Genomic DNA, 15656 nt, shown 5'->3' on the forward strand with positions numbered 1-15656 from the left:
GCATGATCGAGCACACCGCTGTTAAGTACGCCGATAGCGGGATGCCGGGCCACCGGATGCTGGGCAATCAATTGCCGCAGACTTTCAACAAAGGCAGCATTCCTTTGCCACTCTATCTCGCCAAGACTTGACCTCATTGCGGCCACGGCCTTTCGACGAGGCTGATCCAAATCAACCATCTGAGTAGGCATAAATGTTTTTCCCCTGCGTTTGACTGCACCGATCCAGCACAAAACCAAACGTTTGGGCTTTTATCAGGTTGACCCGTCCATGTAAAGCCAAAGCCCGCTTGCAGCCAAATTCTTGTGGCATCTTTTGGGTGCATGGATGCATGAGTTATGGTGACGACCCTTCCTCTTTTATTGGTAGATACGTCTCGTGATTGAGCTGGTGGGTTTTGATGGCGATGACACGCTTTGGCATAGCGAGGGTTACTACCAGGCGGCCAATAGCGAATTCGAACGTATCGTTGGCCACTATGTTGACCTTGCCGATACGCGGCTACATGAGCGGCTCCTGGCCACCGAGCGACGCAATCTGCAACTGTTCGGCTATGGCGCCAAGGGTATGACCTTGTCGATGCTGGAGGCTGCGATAGAAATGACAGAATCGCGCATCAGCGTCGCCGACCTGCATCAAATCATCACCATCGGCAAAGACGTGCTGACGCACCCGGTTGAGCTGCTGCCGGGCATTCGCGCCGCGGTCGAAGCAGTAGCACAGCGGCACCGTGTGGTGCTGATCACCAAGGGCGACCTTTTCCATCAGGAGCAGAAAGTACACCACTGCGGACTGGCGGACCTGTTTCATCGGATTGAAATCGTTTCCGAGAAAGATGCGCGCACCTATCAACGCGTGCTCACCGAATGCGCCGTCAACGCGGAACAGTTCCTGATGGTGGGTAACTCGCTACGCTCGGATATCGCTCCGGTGGTGCACATGGGCGGCTGGGGCATTTACATGCCCTACCACGTGACCTGGGCGCACGAAGTGGATACCGACTTCACCGCCGAATCGCCGCGAGTGGTGCAGGTCGCCGCAGCGGACGGCATCGCCGCAGCGCTGTCGATCCTGGATGCCCGGGCTGCTGCCTGACGCTGCAATGGACACCCACGCGCGGCATGCAGGCTCATCCGATAGCGACGCCAATCTCGACCGAGATCGGCAGCGGCTGCGCGAGTTTGTTCAGTCGCATAGCCGGCTGTTCGTACTGACCGGCGCCGGCTGCAGTACGGACTCCGGCATTCCCGACTACCGCGACCGGCAAGGCGATTGGAAACGACCACAGCCGGTCACCTATCAGGCGTTCATGGGCGAGCTATCGACGCGCCAGCGTTATTGGGCACGTAGCCTGATTGGCTGGCGCCGGTTTGGACGCGCCCTGCCCAATGCGGTGCATCATGCCTTGGCCAAACTGGAAACGGCGGGTGTCTTGCCCTGCCTGGTGACGCAGAACGTCGACCGTCTGCATCAGGCTGCCGGCAGTCAGCAGGTGATCGACCTGCATGGCCGCCTGGATCGGGTGCGCTGCATGGCTTGCGAAGTGCGGCTGCCGCGTGAGGCGTTTCAAGCCGAGCTGACACGCCTGAACCCGGATTGGATAAAACTCGATGCCGCCGATGCACCCGACGGCGATGCAGATCTTCAGGGCCTGGATTTTTCCAGCTTCAGCGTACCCGCCTGCCCGCATTGCGACGGCATCTTAAAACCCGATGTAGTGTTCTTTGGTGAAAACGTACCGCGTGAGCGCGTCGAAACAGCAATGAAGGCCGTCCACGATGCCGACGCCATGTTGGTGGTCGGCTCATCGCTGATGGTTTATTCCGGTTATCGCTTTGCCCTTGCCGCCGCGCGAGCCGGCAAGCCCATCGCCGCGGTGAATCTGGGGCGGACACGTGCCGATGCCTTGCTTAGCCTGAAGATCGAGCAGCCTTGCGCGCCAATGCTGACTGACCTCTGATCCGTATGACTCACAGCGCGGTTAGCGCCGCGAACGGAAAAATTCGCGCAACATCGCGGATGACTCTTCCGCCAACAAACCACCTTGCACTTGAATGCGGTGGTTATGGCGTTCCGAGATCAAGGTATCGAACACGCTGCCGGCAGCCCCCGTTTTAGGGTCGGTCGCGGCGTAGACCACGCGGCCGATGCGTGCATGGACCAAGGCCATCGCACACATCGCACACGGCTCCAGCGTTACGTACAACGTGGCGCCAGGCATGCATCGCGGGCATGCGCTGCCAACTGCAGTGCCCGCTGCATGTAGACGATGTCCTGCTCGGAAAACGACAGCGGCTGCTCGATACTTTCGTCGCTCATGTCAGCGCATCAGCCGAGGTGAATGGACCGAGCAAAACTCACTCCCACTCGATCGTCGCTGGTGGCTTGCCGCTGATGTCGTAGACAACACGGGAGACGCCACGCAATTCGTTGATGATGCGATTGGAGACCTTACCGAGGAAATCGTAAGGCAGATGCGCCCAATGTGCGGTCATGAAATCGATGGTTTCCACCGCGCGCAATGCGATGACCCACTCGTAGGCGCGCGCGTCACCGACCACACCGACCGACTTCACCGGCAAGAACACCGCAAAGGCCTGGCTGGTCTTGTCGTACAGATCCCAGGCGCGCAGCTCTTCGATAAAAATGGCATCGGCGCGCGCCAGCAGCTCGGCATACTCGCGCTTCACTTCGCCGAGAATACGTACACCCAGGCCCGGGCCCGGGAACGGATGGCGATACACCATGGCGCGCGGCAGGCCGAGCTCCACGCCGATACGGCGCACCTCGTCTTTGAACAGCTCGCGCAATGGCTCGACCAGCTTGAGCTTCATATGCTCAGGCAAGCCACCGACATTGTGATGACTCTTGATCACGTGCGCCTTGCCGGTCTTGCTACCGGCGGATTCGATCACGTCGGGATAAATCGTGCCTTGCGCCAGCCACTTCACCTGACCGCCGCTGGCCGTGGTCAGCTTGGACGATTCCTCGTCGAAGATCTCCACGAATAGACGGCCAATGATTTTGCGCTTGGCCTCTGGATCGGATTCACCGGCCAAGGCGTTGAAATAGCGCTCGGCGGCATTGACGCGAATGACCTTGACGCCCATGTGCTCGGCCATGGTGGCCATGACCTGGTCGCCTTCCTGCCAACGCAACAGGCCGGTATCGACGAAGACGCAGGTTAGCTTGTCGCCAATGGCCTGATGCAGCAGCGCCGCCACCACCGAGGAATCGACCCCGCCGGAGAGGCCGAGCAGCACCTGATCGTCACCGACCTGGGCACGCACGCGCTCGATCTGGTCTTCGATGATATTGGCCGCGGTCCAAAGCGTGCGGCAGCCGCAAATCTCGGTGATAAAACGCTTAAGCAACGCCCCACCCTGTTTGGTGTGCGTTACTTCGGGATGGAACTGCACGCCGTACCAGCGCTTGTCCTCATTGGCCATGGTTGCCACCGGCACGCGGTCGGTGCGACCGGTGACGATGAAGCCGGGCGGCGCGACGGAGACATGGTCGCCATGGCTCATCCATACATCGAGGGTCTGCGCCGAGCCAGGATGATCATTAAGCCCGGCGAGCAGACGATCGGTCGCAATGACATCGACCGTGGCATGACCGAACTCACGCGCATCGGCCGCCTCGGTGGCCCCGCCAAGCTGGGCCGCCAGGGTCTGCATGCCGTAGCAAATGCCCAGTATCGGCAAACCGGCGTCGAATACTTCTTGCGGCGCCTTCGGCGCGTCGTCCAGCGTAGTCGACTCAGGACCACCTGAAAGAATGATGCCCTTGGCACCAAAGGCGAGAATCTCAGACGGCTCGTGATCCCACGCCCAGATCTCACAGTACACACCCAGCTCGCGGATACGCCGGGCAATCAACTGGGTGTATTGCGCGCCGAAATCGAGGATGAGGATTTTGTCGTTATGAATTTGGGTCATGAGCGCAAAGCATCAGGGGAGAGGTGGAGGAATGGAAAACCACTCCGCTTCAAATACAAAAGTGATTGCGGCAACGAGAGCGAAGCCGGAAAAGGAGATCGATGGCTGCGACGCTCCACTTCCGGCTCCCTGTCCTCTACCCTCAGGAATTCAGCCGATAGTTCGGCGCTTCCTTGGTGATCTGGATATCGTGCGGATGCGCCTCGGTGACACCGGCCGAGGTGACTTTGACGAACTGTGCTTTTTGCCGCACATCTTCAATCGTCGCCGCCCCCAGATAGCCCATCGACGCGCGCAGGCCGCCGATCAACTGATGGATGATGTTGCGCAACGGACCGCGATACGGCACGCGCCCTTCGATACCTTCCGGCACCAACTTGTCGGCGTCGGCTTCGTCCTGGAAGTAGCGGTCTTTGGAGCCCAGGGCCATCGCGCCGATGGAACCCATGCCACGGTAGCTCTTGTACGAGCGGCCCTGGAACAGCTCCACTTCGCCGGGGGATTCCTCGGTACCGGCAAACATCGAGCCCAGCATAACGGTGGAAGCACCGGCGGCAAGCGCCTTGGGGATATCGCCCGAGTAACGGATACCGCCATCGGCAATCAACGGAATCTCGTCTTTCAGCGCCGTGGCGACCATATCGATGGCGGTGATCTGCGGTACGCCCACACCGGCAACCACGCGGGTGGTACAGATCGAACCTGGGCCCACGCCGACCTTGACGGCATCGACGCCGACATCGAGCAGGGCCCGGGCGGCTTCACCAGTAACGATATTGCCGGCAATGACTTGCACCTGCGGGTAGTTTTTCTTGACCCAGCCGGCACGCTCGATCACGCCCTGCGAATGGCCGTGGGCGGTATCCACCACCAGCACGTCGACACCGGCATCGACCAGTGCGGCAACGCGCAGTTCGGTATCGCCGCCTACGCCGACCGCAGCGCCCACCAGCAGCCGTTCGTGACGGTCTTTGGCGGCATAGGGGTTGTCGCGGGCCTTTTGAATATCTTTGACGGTAATCAAGCCGCGCAACTGGTAGTCGTCGTTGACCACCAGGACTTTCTCGATGCGGTGCTTGTGCAGCAACTGCAGCACTTCGTCCTGGCTGGCGCCTTCACGCACCGTCACCAGTTTGTCCTGGCGGGTCATGATGTTGCGCACCGGGTCGTCATGCTTACGCTCAAAGCGCAAGTCGCGACTGGTGACGATACCGATCAGCTGTTCGCCATCGACCACCGGCACGCCGGAGATGTTGTGTGCCCGGGTCAAGCGCAGCACTTCGCGAATGGACGTGTTCGGCCCGACGGTGATCGGGCTGCGAATCACCCCGGCCTCGAACTTCTTCACCAGGCGCACTTCTTCGGCCTGCTGCTCGGCGGTCATGTTCTTGTGGATGATGCCGATGCCACCGCTTTGCGCCATGGTGATGGCAAGCCGGGCTTCGGTGACGGTGTCCATGGCGGCGGACACGATGGGAATGTTCAACCGCAGACTGCGGGTCAATCGCGCGGAAGTATCCACATCGCGCGGTAGAACGGCCGAATGGGCCGGAACGAGGTAAACATCGTCGTAGGTGAGAGCCTCGGCGAGGATCCGCATGCGAAAAGTCCCGCTGCAAAGAGAGGATTATACGCATCACCCCGTTTCGATACCAGCAGGCTGCGGCAAATCATCCTTTGAGGGGAAGCCTGCCCTGCGTACAGGGCAGGCCCGCAATAGCGTTTACGGCAAGGTATCGAACGCCTCGGCCGCTTCCAGCGTATTTTCCATCAGGGTGGCCACCGTCATCGGGCCGACGCCGCCCGGGACCGGGGTAATCCAGCTGGCATGCTCGGCCGCCGCGGCAAAATCGACATCGCCGACCAGACGGCCATCGTCAAGACGATTAATACCCACGTCGATCACCACCGCACCCGGCTTGATCCACTCGCCCTTGACCAGGCCCGGCCGACCGACCGCGACGATGACAATGTCGGCCTGGCGCACAAAGCTTTCCAGGTCGCGGGTAAAACGGTGACAGCAGGTGGTGGTGCAGCCGGCGATCAATAGCTCCAAGGCAAGCGGGCGTCCCACATGGTTGGAGACCCCGACCACCACCGCATGCTGACCGCGCACCGGGCGATCGGTGTGGCCAAGCAAGGTCATCACGCCCTTGGGCGTGCATGGACGCAGGCCGAAACGACGCAACACCAGGCGCCCCAGGCTTACGGCCTGGAATCCGTCGACGTCCTTGTTCGGCGCAATGCGATCGACCAGGGCATCCTCGTCGATATGCTCGGGCAACGGCGACTGCACCAGGATCCCCTGCACGGCGGGGTCGACATTCAGCCGGTCGATCAAGGCAAATAATTCGTCCTGCGTGGTGCTCGATGGCAGGTCAAAGTCGAACGAGCGAAAACCCACCTGGTGGCAAGCCTTGCGCTTGTTGCGCACATACACCGATGAAGCGGCATCGTCGCCCACCAACACCACGGCCAGCCCCGGCTCGGCCAGCCCCTGCGCCTTGCGCTCAGTGACCCGTTTGCCGATGCGCTCCAACAGTTCCTGGGCGATGCGTTTACCGTCGAGAATGCGTGCGCTCATGGTGACCCTGGCCCCGTAAACCTTGCATTATCGTGGCTCGCCCGTACTCGCACAAATAGTCTATGACCACGCGCCATCTCGATGAGTTAGCCCAGGGACTAAACCAGCAAAACCTGCAGCTGCGTCTTTGGCATGAGCACGATGCCGAAGCCCTGGTCGGCGCCCTGCACGAATCGATGCCAAGCATCGGCTATTGGCAAGCATGGTGCACACCTGACTATGCCGTGGAAGACGCCCGCCAATGGATAGAGCTGACCCGTGAAAGCTGGCAAGGCCGCGGCGACGAATGCGCGCTGGCCATGGCCGACAAACAAAGCCGTGAGCTGATCGGATGCATTGCTGTCAACCAGTTCCGCCCCGAATTCCAGATGGCCAATATCGGCTACTGGGTTCGTCAATCCCGACAGGGCCAGGGCAATGCCGCTCTGGCGATAAACGTACTGGCAGCCTATGCCTTCAGCCACTTGGGTCTGCAACGCCTGGAGATCGTCGTCGCCGTCGAGAACCTACCCAGCCAGCGCAGCGCCGAGCGCGCCGGCGCGCCTTTTGAAGGAATCGCGCGACAACGGCTAAGCGTTCGCGGCCAGCCGCAAGACGCCCGGATGTATTCGCTGATTCCAGCCGATCTCAGCTAGCCGGCTGAGGCGCACAACCGGGCGATATCTTCGTAGCCGCCAAAATGCATGCGCAGTGCGTCGAAGCTCAACAAACGGCCTAGCAGCGGCTCACCCAAGCCCAGTATCAGTTTCAACACCTCGGTCGCCTGCAGTAAGCCAATCACCCCCGGCAGCACACCCAGCACGCCGGCCTCACTGCAATTGGGCGCCTCGGCGGCCGACGGCGGCTCCGGGAACAGGCAGCGATAACAAGGCGAGTCGTCGCGCCGGGGGTCAAACACGCTTACCTGCCCGCTAAACCGCTCGACCGCGCCGTAGACCATCGGCAACCGCAGACGCCGGGTCGCGGCAGCCAGCAGATAGCGCGTCGGAAAATTATCGGCACCATCGACCACCACATCGTGGCCGGCCAGCAAACCCTCGACGTTATCGGCCCGCAAGCGCTCGTGGCGAGCATGAACCTGCACCCGCGGATTGAGTGCTGCCAATGCCAGCCGCGCCGACTCGGTTTTGCTCATACCGACACGTGCATCGGCATGAATGATCTGCCGGTGCAGATTGGAGCGCTCGACCCGATCATCGTCGATCAAGCTCAGTTGCCCGACCCCCGCGGCGGCCAGATAAAGCGCAGCCGGCGCACCCAGGCCTCCGGCACCGAGCAAGACGACTTTTGCCTGGGCGAGTTTCGCCTGCCCCGCCGGCCCTACCTGCGGCAAACGCAATTGCCGCGCATAACGCTCGGTCGCATCAGCATCCAGTTCACCCGCCACTAGCGGCAGGCCGTCGCTTTTCCAGCGATTCATGCCGCCGGCAACGGAGCGGACATCAGCATAGCCCAGGCGCAATAGCGACTCAGCGGCCCATAACGAACGCTGGCCGCTGCCGCATAAAGTCAGCATGCTGCGCGAGCGATCCGGCTCGATCTGCTCGATGCGCAACTCAAGCAAGCCGCGCGATAAACCGATCGCACCGGCGGGCGTGCCTGCCGCACGTTCATCGTCTTCACGCACATCGATCAACAAGGCACCCTGCGCCTGGCGCGCTAACGCTTCGGCGGGGGATATCTCGGCAATATCCTGGCGCAGGCGGGCCAGCCAGGTTTCGCGGTTCAGTGACTCAGTCATAAGAACGGCAGTGTAGGACGATCCAAGCGCGATCGCAGCACAGGATGTGTACTGCGATGAGATAAGGCTAGCGGCGTTTTTTCATCTCGCGAACCATGCGCTGGCGCTTGCGCTGCTGCGCTTCGGTAAGCACGTTCTTCTTGCCCGCAAAGGGGTTTTCGCCATCGCGGAAATCGATGCGGATCGGCGTGCCCTCCAGCTTGAAGCGCTGGCGGAAGAAGTTTTCCAGATAGCGCCGGTAAGCCGGGGCAATGTGTTTGGTACGGCTGCCGTGAATCACGATGGTCGGCGGATTCAAACCACCCGGATGCGCAAACCGCAGCTTAGGCGCATGGCCACGGACCAGCGGCGGCTGATAGCCCTCGTAAGCACGCTCAAGGGTTTTGGTCAGCTCGGAGGAGCCGATTTCCTTGGTTGCCGCAGTGTGAGCGCGGACCACCGCACGCATCAGCTCGCGCAAACCCGAGCCGTGCAACGCAGAAATAAACACCTGCTTCGCCCACTCGACAAAGCTGAGCCGGCGCTCCAGCGCACGCTGGCATTGCTCGCGCTGATAAGCATCCATGCCATCCCATTTGTTGATGGCAATGACCAGCGCCCGGCCCTCATCGAGGGCATGCCCGATCAGGGTGAGATCCTGGTCGGCAAGGTTTTCCCGCGCATCAATCATCAACACCACGACCTGGGCGGCGGCCATCGATTGCAGCGTTTTGATCACGCTGAATTTTTCGACCGCCTCTTCGACCCTCGCCCGGCGCCGGACGCCAGCGGTATCGATCAGGGTGTAGCGCTTGCCGTCGCGCTCCAGCGGCACACGGATGGGATCGCGAGTGGTGCCCGCCACGCTGGAGACAATCAGCCGCTCTTCGCCAAGCAGGCGATTGATCAGCGTCGACTTGCCCGCATTCGGGCGGCCAACAATGGCTACGCGGATGCTGCCGTCTTCGCGCTGCTCCACCGACTCCTCGGTTTCCACCGGCAGCATCGGCAAGGTGAGAGCAATGAGATCTTCGGTACCGCGGTTATGCGCCGCCGACAACGGCAAGGTTGCAGCAAGTCCGAACGAAGCAAATTCAGCCAGCGCGTTTTGCTCGTCAAGGCCGTCGGTCTTGTTGACCGCCGCGATGATCGGCTTGCCGCTGCGGCGCAGCTCGTCGAGGATGCCGCGATCCTGCGGCAGCAGGCCATCGCGCGCATCGACCACAAACACCAGCACCTGCGCCTCGCTGATCGCCAGGCGCACCTGCTGTGCAGTTAAGGCATCGATGCCTTCATCGATACCGGACAAACCGCCGGTATCGACGACGACGAAGGGACGTTCGCCAGAACGGCAGACACCGTAATGGCGATCACGAGTGACGCCTGGCATATCGGCGACCAAAGCATCACGGCTGCGCGTCAGAACGTTGAATAGGGTCGATTTACCGACATTGGGGCGACCGACCAGAGCGACAACGGGCAGCATGATGGGAACATCAGTCCTGAATTAATGCGCTGACAGACGGTAAGCGCCAATACGGCCCTTCACATCTTCAACGTACACGGTGTCACCTACCACCAACGGCTGTGCCCGGATGGGCTTCTTCGACAGCTTCTCTCGCGCGGCTAGCGCGCCATCACTACTTTGCAGCCAGTGCACATAACCTTCCATGTCGCCGACCACAATGTAGTTTTCCTGGATTGCCGGGCCGGTGAGCCAACGGTACTTCAGGCTATCGTTTTTCCAGATATCGGCGCCACCGCTCTTATCGAACGCCCACACTTGCGATAGATCGTTGACGCCGTACAGCGCGTTGCCGGAGATATCCAATGAGGTAAAGGTCGAGAACGGGTGTGCCCACAGCGGACGGCCACTGGGACCATCCACGGCGATCAAATTACCGTGATAGGCGGCGCCATACAGGGTGCTGCCATCCAGCAAGATACCGCCATCGGCGTCGTTCAGGCGGTCGATCTCGGTACGGCCTTCGCCGCTGGCCAAGGTCTGCTCCCAGAGCTTTTCGCCGTTGTCCATGCGCAGCGCAACCAGCTTGCCGTTGTCGCTGCCAAAGAAAACGACGCCATTGGCAGCCAGAATCGGACCGTTACCGCGCAAGCTCAGCAGCGGCACCGTGCTTTGATCGTAAGCCCAGCGACGTTCGCCCGTGCTGCTGTCCAGGCCATACAGCCGGCCATCGTTGGTGCGGGCAACCACCAAGTTGCCGACAATGACCGGCGAGGACACTACCTCGGAGGAGAGCGTGGCCTGCCAGCGCGGGCTGCCGTCTTTGGCGCCCAGGCCGTAGACATGACCATCAAGGGTACCGACCACCAGCAGGTCGCCGGAGACCATCGGACCACCGGCATAAAACACGTCGGGACGCTTCTTGTCGCCCCAACCGAACCAGCCGTGGGTACGATCGCTTTTCGACCACAGCGTCTTGCCGCTCTGTGCATCGAACGCGGCCAGCTTGCCGTCGGTACTCGCTGCATACAGCACGCCATCGGCATAAGCAGGACGCAAACGGATACCGCTCTCGCCGGCGCCCTTGCCGACGCTGCTGGTCCACAAGCGCGTGACCTGCGCCGTGGGCTTGAAACTCTTGTCTAGCGGTGTCGGCGGCTGGACGTTTTCTTTCTTGAACGAATGGCAGCCAGCAAGGGCTATCAACGAAGTCAGTGCAATCAACAAAGCCCGCTTCATAACCGTGCCCTTTTTAAAATCAGGTTTCATGCACCCTGCTTTCCGGCCGCAGCCAGATCATCAATTTTGGTCTGCAAGGCGCCGCTTTGCGGCGCATCCTCGCCCATGGCCGACTTTGCTGCCTGGTAGGCCTGACGCGCATCGTCGGGACGACCAAGCTTGACCAGCACATCGCCACGTAGTTCCTGGCTGAGGCCTTCGTAACTCTTTGCCGGCATCCGGTCGAGCGCAGCCAATGCGTCGGCTGGCTTGTTCTGCGCCAGCTCCACCTGCGCCATGCGCAGCTGGGTCAGCGCCTTCAATTGCGGATCGCTGGCGTGGCTCTCGGCCCAGCTCAGGGAGGCCAATGCCTTGTCCCATTGCTTGGCCTGCGCCTGGCGCTGCGCCCGGTCACTGGCGGCGAACACGGCATACGTCGTGTCGGCATAGTCTTTGTACATCTGATCGATAAACGCATCGGCGGCATCGGCCTTGTTGGCCAACAACGCGTTCTGAATTTGCTGGTAAACCTGCGCAGCTTCAGCCTGATGCCCCGACTTGTGGTTGCGCCACTGCTGCCAGCCAAAGATGGCGACTAGACCCAGGGCAATACCAACGACAATGGACAGACCATTTTGACGCAGCCATTTTTGTACGCGTTCGCTCTGTTCGTAGTCGTCGTATGCTTCAAATGACATGCCATCACCATTCAAGAGGCCGCGCGCCTGACAACACCTATATCGGTTGTACTGATATGGGATGCGCTTGCCGCGGGGAAGAAAAAAAGCCGAGCCCGACCTGCTCGTTCAGGAGCAGGCAGTGCGCAAGCATAACCGATTGCGTCCTACAACGCTGAGCGGACACGCAGCCTAGAAGCTAGCCGGTGTCGCCTTGCCATCACGCAATTCGACGCGGAAATGGGCAACATTCGCGCGACGGTATGCGTCCAGCGCCATCGGCTGGCCGTCAAGAGTGATTTCGGCGCCGCCGGCATTGCCAAGGCGCACCTCCAGCGGCTGGTCGCTGCGGTAAGTCTTCACGCTGCCGGCTGGAAGCAGGCCATATTCCAAACGTGAACCACCGGCTGCCGTCACCTCGACCCAGCTCGCATTAGGCAGGTTCAAGGTCAGGCTGTGCGCACCGGTGCCGGAGCTTGCCGCATCGGCTATTGCCGTGGCCGGGGCCGACTTGGCAGGCTGCGTGCTGTCGCCGCCGAGGAACGGCGTCATCGATGCAAGCAGCGGTTGCTCATCGGCATGCGATGGCGTGGCCGCCGCAGGCGCCTGCGCCGATGAGGCACTAGCTACCGTCGCGGCGGAAGAAGACGAACTGGCGGGAAGCATCTGCTCTTGCTGCGCCACCGGCGCGGCATCCAGGGGCGCCAGATGACTGACATCGCGATCCAGCGTGCCGCGCACACCGAGCCAGATGGTCGGCACCACGATCGCCGCAGTCAGCACCACGTAAGTCGCTGCGCGAGCGTAATGCTCCAACAGATAGCGCGAATGCGAAATGCCGCCGGTGGCAACGAGCGCGGGCTGGGGCTGGTCGGGCCTGAGGCGAGCCAGCTCGGCTTGAATCGCAGCCTCGTCGACACCGAGGAAACGAGCGTATTTGTTGATGTAGCCGGTCAGGTAAACCTGATAATCGATGCCGCTGTATTCCTCGCTTTCCAGCTGGCGCAATACGCGCAGCGGCAAACGCAGGTTATGCGCACAGTGGTTCAGATCCAGTCCACGCGCCTCGCGGGCTGCACGCAAACGTGCCCCGAAGTGGCTAACCGCGGCATTCAAAGACAGCGTCTCGACACTGCTCTCGGGCATGCCAAACAGATCAACAGCAGGTTGATCAACAGCAGGCTGGTCCGTGTCGAGGCTCGCATTATCGATCGAAGATGACTGTTTAGAGGTCATGGGCTTGCAGTTACATCGAGGGCGCGCGCCTGCTCCGAATCCGGGAACTGGCTTTGCAAGCGCCGACTGTAAATGAGGGCAGCTTCCCTGTTGCCCAGACGAGATTCGATGTCATGGCCAAGCTTGAGTGCCGCCGGGCTGGTCTGTCCAAGCGCTTCGAAACGCTGGACAAAAGCTCGCGCACGGAAAGCGTCGCCGCGCAGATAAAGCAGGTTGCCGATCTGATACAGCGCGTCGCTGTTTTGCGGATCGACTTCTAGGGCCTTGCGAAAATCGGCTTCGGCACCGGCATAGTTGTTGTTGCGCTTCAGGCAGGTGCCTGCGTTCGACCATGCGGTGGCAGGCGTCTGATAAAACGGATCGGCAACGGCTTTCTGGAAATACGTCACCGCCTCAGTGGCCCTGCCCGTCTTGCACAGGAACGCGCCCAGGTTATTGTTTGCGGCACCTTTCACTGGATCGAGCGCAACCGCCTTTCGGTAGTGCAGCTCGGCATTCGGCATATCGTTGATCCGCTCATACAACACCGCGATTACGGTATGCGCGGGAATGTAATTAGGGTCGAATTGCAGTGCCTTGGTGAGCTTTTCCAGCGCCCCCTGCAAGTCACCGTTCTGCATGTATTGCTGGCCAAGATCCGTATGGATGCGCGCGGCGTCCATGGCTTGGTCGGATTTGCTGGACTGCGTGATTTTGCTTGGGGCGGTTTCGCCACCAACGCTGACGCAGCCAGCCAAGAGCAGGATCAGGCTCGCAAGCATCACTCTTGCATCGAGCTGAAACCGGTCAAACCGCATGAATTACCCCCTCATCCAACCGCTTGCGGAACTCGGCCTGACGGCGGGTGCGATCCAGCACCTGCCCCTTCAACTGACCGCAGGCAGCATCAATATCGTCACCACGCGTGCGACGCAACATCGTCAGCACGCCGGCATTGAGCAACTGGGTTTGGAAATCACGGATAACCGTCGCGTCGGAGCGCTCGAAACGGGTACCTGGAAACGGATTGAACGGAATCAAATTGACCTTGCAGTTGGGCATGCGGCGCATCAGCTTGATCAGCTGGCGAGCATGCTCGGGCTGGTCATTGATGCCCTTCATCAAGGTGTATTCAAAGGTGATCGAAGTACGCGGCTTACGCGCCAGCCAGCGATTGCATGAAGCCATCAGCTCGGCGATCGGGTAGCGCTTGTTGAGCGGTACCAGCTCCGTGCGCAGCTCGTCATTGGCGGCATGCAGCGACACCGCCAGCGATACATCGATAGTCTCGGAAAGCTTGTCGATCATCGGCACCAAGCCGGCGGTCGACAGCGTGACGCGCTTGGAAGCCAGGCCGAAACCGAGGTCATCGCGCATCAGGCTCATCGCCTTGACCACGTTGTCGAAGTTCAACAACGGCTCGCCCATGCCCATCATCACCACGTTGGTGATACGGCGATTCTGGTGCGTGATATTGCCCAGGTACTTTGCCGCCACCCACATCTGACCGATGATTTCGGCCGTCGAAAGGTTGCGATTAAAACCCTGTGTTGCGGTGGAGCAGAACTGGCAGTTGAGTCCGCAACCAACCTGCGAAGACACGCACAGCGTGCCGCGGGTCGGCTCCGGGATATACACCGCCTCGATGGCGTTACCGCCATCCATGCCGAGCAGCCACTTATGCGTGCCGTCGGCAGCAGCTTTGTCGAACACCGTTTTGGGCGGCCCGATATAGCAAGACGCTTCAAGCTTGGCTCGAAGCGTCTTGCCTACATCGGTCATGTTTTCGAAGTTGTCTTCCAGGTGATGGTAGATCCACTTCATCACCTGCTCGGCGCGATAAGGCTTCTCACCGAGCTGCGCAAAAAAATCACGCAAGCCCTGGCGATCGAAATCGAGCAGGTTGACCTTCTCGGTGGGTTGGTCCACTACCTGGTTCACAACGTCAAAACCTCAGCGTGTAAAGACTTCCGTCTCGGCAAAGAAATACGCGATTTCGTTCTTCGCCGTTTCGGCGGCGTCGGAACCGTGTACGGCGTTCGCGTCGATGGAGTCGGCGAAGTCAGCGCGGATCGTGCCCGGCGCGGCTTCTTTCGGATTGGTCGCACCCATCAGGTCACGGTGCTTGAGTACGGCGTTCTCGCCTTCCAGCGCCTGGATGATCACCGGGCCGGAGATCATGAACTCGACCAGCGCGTTGAAGAACGGACGCTCGCGATGCACGGCATAAAAGCCTTCGGCTTCTTTGCGCGACAAGTGCTTCATCTTGGCAGCAACGACCTTCAGGCCGGCTTTTTCAAAACGCGCATAAATTTCGCCGATAACGTTCTTGGCAACGGCGTCGGGCTTGATGATGGAAAGGGTGCGCTCCAGCGCCATAGTCAATCTGCTCCGGGAAAAACGGAAAGGGAATTTAGGATGGCCGATCTTTAGCCGGCTGGTTCAGGGCTAAATCCGTCACAGAATGCGGATTTAGCCCATGAAAGTCTGACAGATTCTAACTGATACGCAAGTCGCCGGCTAATGCCTGAAACGTTCGTTTGACGCGGACGAATCAGGTCGGATAGTCTCAAACGATCGTTTGACACCCTACCCCCTGCCTGGGACCCGAACGTGCAAAGCATTCCGCAATCGACCAAAGAACGCAGTCTCGGCGCTGCCGAGGTCTTGTTCGCTCAGCACGGCTTCGATGGCGCCTCACTACGCCAGCTTACGGCAGCCGCCGGAGTGAATCTGGCCGCCGTGAATTATCACTTCGGCTCGAAAGACCGCCTCATCGAAGAGGTTTTCCGCCGCCGTCTCGACGAGCTCAACGGCCGCCGCATGGCCGCCCTGG

At 60.5% G+C, this 15656-nt stretch carries 16 protein-coding genes and 1 pseudogene; 4 read left to right on the plus strand and 13 right to left on the minus strand.

The window, feature by feature from the left end; translation table 11 throughout:
• Positions 1-378: 378 nt before the first annotated feature.
• Complete coding sequence (locus OUZ52_RS19025) at positions 379-1095, plus strand: HAD family hydrolase (RefSeq protein ID WP_266160112.1); 717 nt, start codon at positions 379-381, stop codon at positions 1093-1095.
• Positions 1096-1102: 7 nt separating this feature from the next.
• Complete coding sequence (locus tag OUZ52_RS19030) at positions 1103-1960, plus strand: NAD-dependent protein deacetylase (RefSeq protein WP_266160113.1); 858 nt, start codon at positions 1103-1105, stop codon at positions 1958-1960.
• A gap of 21 nt (positions 1961-1981) precedes the next feature.
• Here OUZ52_RS19030 and OUZ52_RS19035 read toward each other — a convergent pair.
• The 5 genes and pseudogenes from OUZ52_RS19035 to folD all read right to left on the minus strand — a co-directional run.
• Positions 1982-2221, minus strand: a pseudogene (locus OUZ52_RS19035) (nucleoside deaminase); the annotation flags it as partial.
• Positions 2197-2319, minus strand: coding sequence for a hypothetical protein (locus tag OUZ52_RS19040; RefSeq protein WP_266160114.1), 123 nt, complete (start codon positions 2317-2319; stop codon positions 2197-2199). The pseudogene OUZ52_RS19035 and the gene OUZ52_RS19040, both read right to left, overlap by 25 nt.
• A 38-nt stretch (positions 2320-2357) precedes the next feature.
• Positions 2358-3941 carry a glutamine-hydrolyzing GMP synthase gene (gene guaA, locus OUZ52_RS19045; protein WP_266160115.1) on the minus strand — a complete coding sequence of 528 codons (1584 nt, stop codon included), beginning with the start codon at positions 3939-3941 and terminating at the stop codon, positions 2358-2360.
• Positions 3942-4083: 142 nt separating this feature from the next.
• Positions 4084-5541: an IMP dehydrogenase gene (gene guaB / locus OUZ52_RS19050; protein ID WP_266160116.1), complete on the minus strand. Its 1458-nt coding sequence runs from the start codon at positions 5539-5541 to the stop codon at positions 4084-4086.
• 123 nt (positions 5542-5664) lie between these two features.
• Positions 5665-6525 carry a bifunctional methylenetetrahydrofolate dehydrogenase/methenyltetrahydrofolate cyclohydrolase FolD gene (folD, locus tag OUZ52_RS19055; protein ID WP_266160118.1) on the minus strand — a complete coding sequence of 287 codons (861 nt, stop codon included), beginning with the start codon at positions 6523-6525 and terminating at the stop codon, positions 5665-5667.
• Between the two features lie 62 nt (positions 6526-6587).
• On the opposite strand from folD, the gene OUZ52_RS19060 reads away from it, so the two are divergent.
• Positions 6588-7160: a GNAT family N-acetyltransferase gene (locus tag OUZ52_RS19060; RefSeq protein WP_266160119.1), complete on the plus strand. Its 573-nt coding sequence runs from the start codon at positions 6588-6590 to the stop codon at positions 7158-7160.
• Here the strand turns inward: OUZ52_RS19060 and moeB are convergent.
• The 8 genes from moeB to ndk all read right to left on the minus strand — a co-directional run bounded on the left by moeB (position 7157) and on the right by ndk (position 15199).
• Positions 7157-8266, minus strand: a complete 1110-nt coding sequence (moeB, locus tag OUZ52_RS19065) for a molybdopterin-synthase adenylyltransferase MoeB (RefSeq protein ID WP_266160120.1) — start codon at positions 8264-8266, stop codon at positions 7157-7159. The genes OUZ52_RS19060 and moeB overlap by 4 nt on opposite strands.
• A 67-nt stretch (positions 8267-8333) precedes the next feature.
• Positions 8334-9731, minus strand: a complete 1398-nt coding sequence (gene der, locus OUZ52_RS19070) for a ribosome biogenesis GTPase Der (protein ID WP_266160121.1) — start codon at positions 9729-9731, stop codon at positions 8334-8336.
• A gap of 21 nt (positions 9732-9752) precedes the next feature.
• On the minus strand, positions 9753-10979 hold the full coding sequence (gene bamB / locus OUZ52_RS19075; protein WP_266160122.1) for an outer membrane protein assembly factor BamB: 1227 nt from the start codon (positions 10977-10979) through the stop codon (positions 9753-9755).
• Complete coding sequence (locus tag OUZ52_RS19080; RefSeq protein WP_266160123.1) at positions 10976-11626, minus strand: YfgM family protein; 651 nt, start codon at positions 11624-11626, stop codon at positions 10976-10978. The genes bamB and OUZ52_RS19080 overlap by 4 nt, the downstream gene beginning before the upstream one ends.
• 171 nt (positions 11627-11797) lie before the next feature.
• Positions 11798-12751 carry a helix-turn-helix domain-containing protein gene (locus OUZ52_RS19085; RefSeq protein WP_266160125.1) on the minus strand — a complete coding sequence of 318 codons (954 nt, stop codon included), beginning with the start codon at positions 12749-12751 and terminating at the stop codon, positions 11798-11800.
• Positions 12752-12837: 86 nt separating this feature from the next.
• Positions 12838-13638, minus strand: a complete 801-nt coding sequence (pilW, locus tag OUZ52_RS19090) for a type IV pilus biogenesis/stability protein PilW (RefSeq protein WP_266160127.1) — start codon at positions 13636-13638, stop codon at positions 12838-12840.
• Positions 13628-14761 carry a dual-specificity RNA methyltransferase RlmN gene (gene rlmN / locus OUZ52_RS19095; RefSeq protein ID WP_266160128.1) on the minus strand — a complete coding sequence of 378 codons (1134 nt, stop codon included), beginning with the start codon at positions 14759-14761 and terminating at the stop codon, positions 13628-13630. Before rlmN ends, pilW begins: the two co-directional genes overlap by 11 nt.
• Before the next feature lie 12 nt (positions 14762-14773).
• On the minus strand, positions 14774-15199 hold the full coding sequence (ndk, locus tag OUZ52_RS19100) for a nucleoside-diphosphate kinase (protein ID WP_266160129.1): 426 nt from the start codon (positions 15197-15199) through the stop codon (positions 14774-14776).
• Between the two features lie 234 nt (positions 15200-15433).
• Between ndk and OUZ52_RS19105 the strand changes: the two genes are divergently transcribed.
• On the plus strand, positions 15434-15656 hold a 223-nt coding region (locus OUZ52_RS19105), incomplete at its 3' end, for a TetR/AcrR family transcriptional regulator (RefSeq protein WP_323135376.1).

It is taken from the genome of Dyella silvatica, assembly GCF_026283955.1.
Taxonomy (GTDB): Bacteria; Pseudomonadota; Gammaproteobacteria; order Xanthomonadales; family Rhodanobacteraceae; genus Dyella_C; species Dyella_C silvatica.

Bases quoted from the DNA above. Each gene is read 5' to 3' on its own strand.
- der (WP_266160121.1), bottom strand. From the start codon at position 9,731: ATGCTGCCCGTTGTCGCTCTGGTCGGTCGCCCCAATGTCGGTAAATCG.
- OUZ52_RS19030 (WP_266160113.1), top strand. From the start codon at position 1,103: ATGGACACCCACGCGCGGCATGCAGGCTCATCCGATAGCGACGCCAAT.
- bamB (WP_266160122.1), bottom strand. From the start codon at position 10,979: ATGAAACCTGATTTTAAAAAGGGCACGGTTATGAAGCGGGCTTTGTTG.
- folD (WP_266160118.1), bottom strand. From the start codon at position 6,525: ATGAGCGCACGCATTCTCGACGGTAAACGCATCGCCCAGGAACTGTTG.
- guaA (WP_266160115.1), bottom strand. From the start codon at position 3,941: ATGACCCAAATTCATAACGACAAAATCCTCATCCTCGATTTCGGCGCG.
- OUZ52_RS19085 (WP_266160125.1), bottom strand. From the start codon at position 12,751: ATGCCCGAGAGCAGTGTCGAGACGCTGTCTTTGAATGCCGCGGTTAGC.
- OUZ52_RS19060 (WP_266160119.1), top strand. From the start codon at position 6,588: ATGACCACGCGCCATCTCGATGAGTTAGCCCAGGGACTAAACCAGCAA.
- OUZ52_RS19040 (WP_266160114.1), bottom strand. From the start codon at position 2,319: ATGAGCGACGAAAGTATCGAGCAGCCGCTGTCGTTTTCCGAGCAGGAC.
- OUZ52_RS19080 (WP_266160123.1), bottom strand. From the start codon at position 11,626: ATGTCATTTGAAGCATACGACGACTACGAACAGAGCGAACGCGTACAA.
- moeB (WP_266160120.1), bottom strand. From the start codon at position 8,266: ATGACTGAGTCACTGAACCGCGAAACCTGGCTGGCCCGCCTGCGCCAG.
- ndk (WP_266160129.1), bottom strand. From the start codon at position 15,199: ATGGCGCTGGAGCGCACCCTTTCCATCATCAAGCCCGACGCCGTTGCC.
- guaB (WP_266160116.1), bottom strand. From the start codon at position 5,541: ATGCGGATCCTCGCCGAGGCTCTCACCTACGACGATGTTTACCTCGTT.
- pilW (WP_266160127.1), bottom strand. From the start codon at position 13,638: ATGCGGTTTGACCGGTTTCAGCTCGATGCAAGAGTGATGCTTGCGAGC.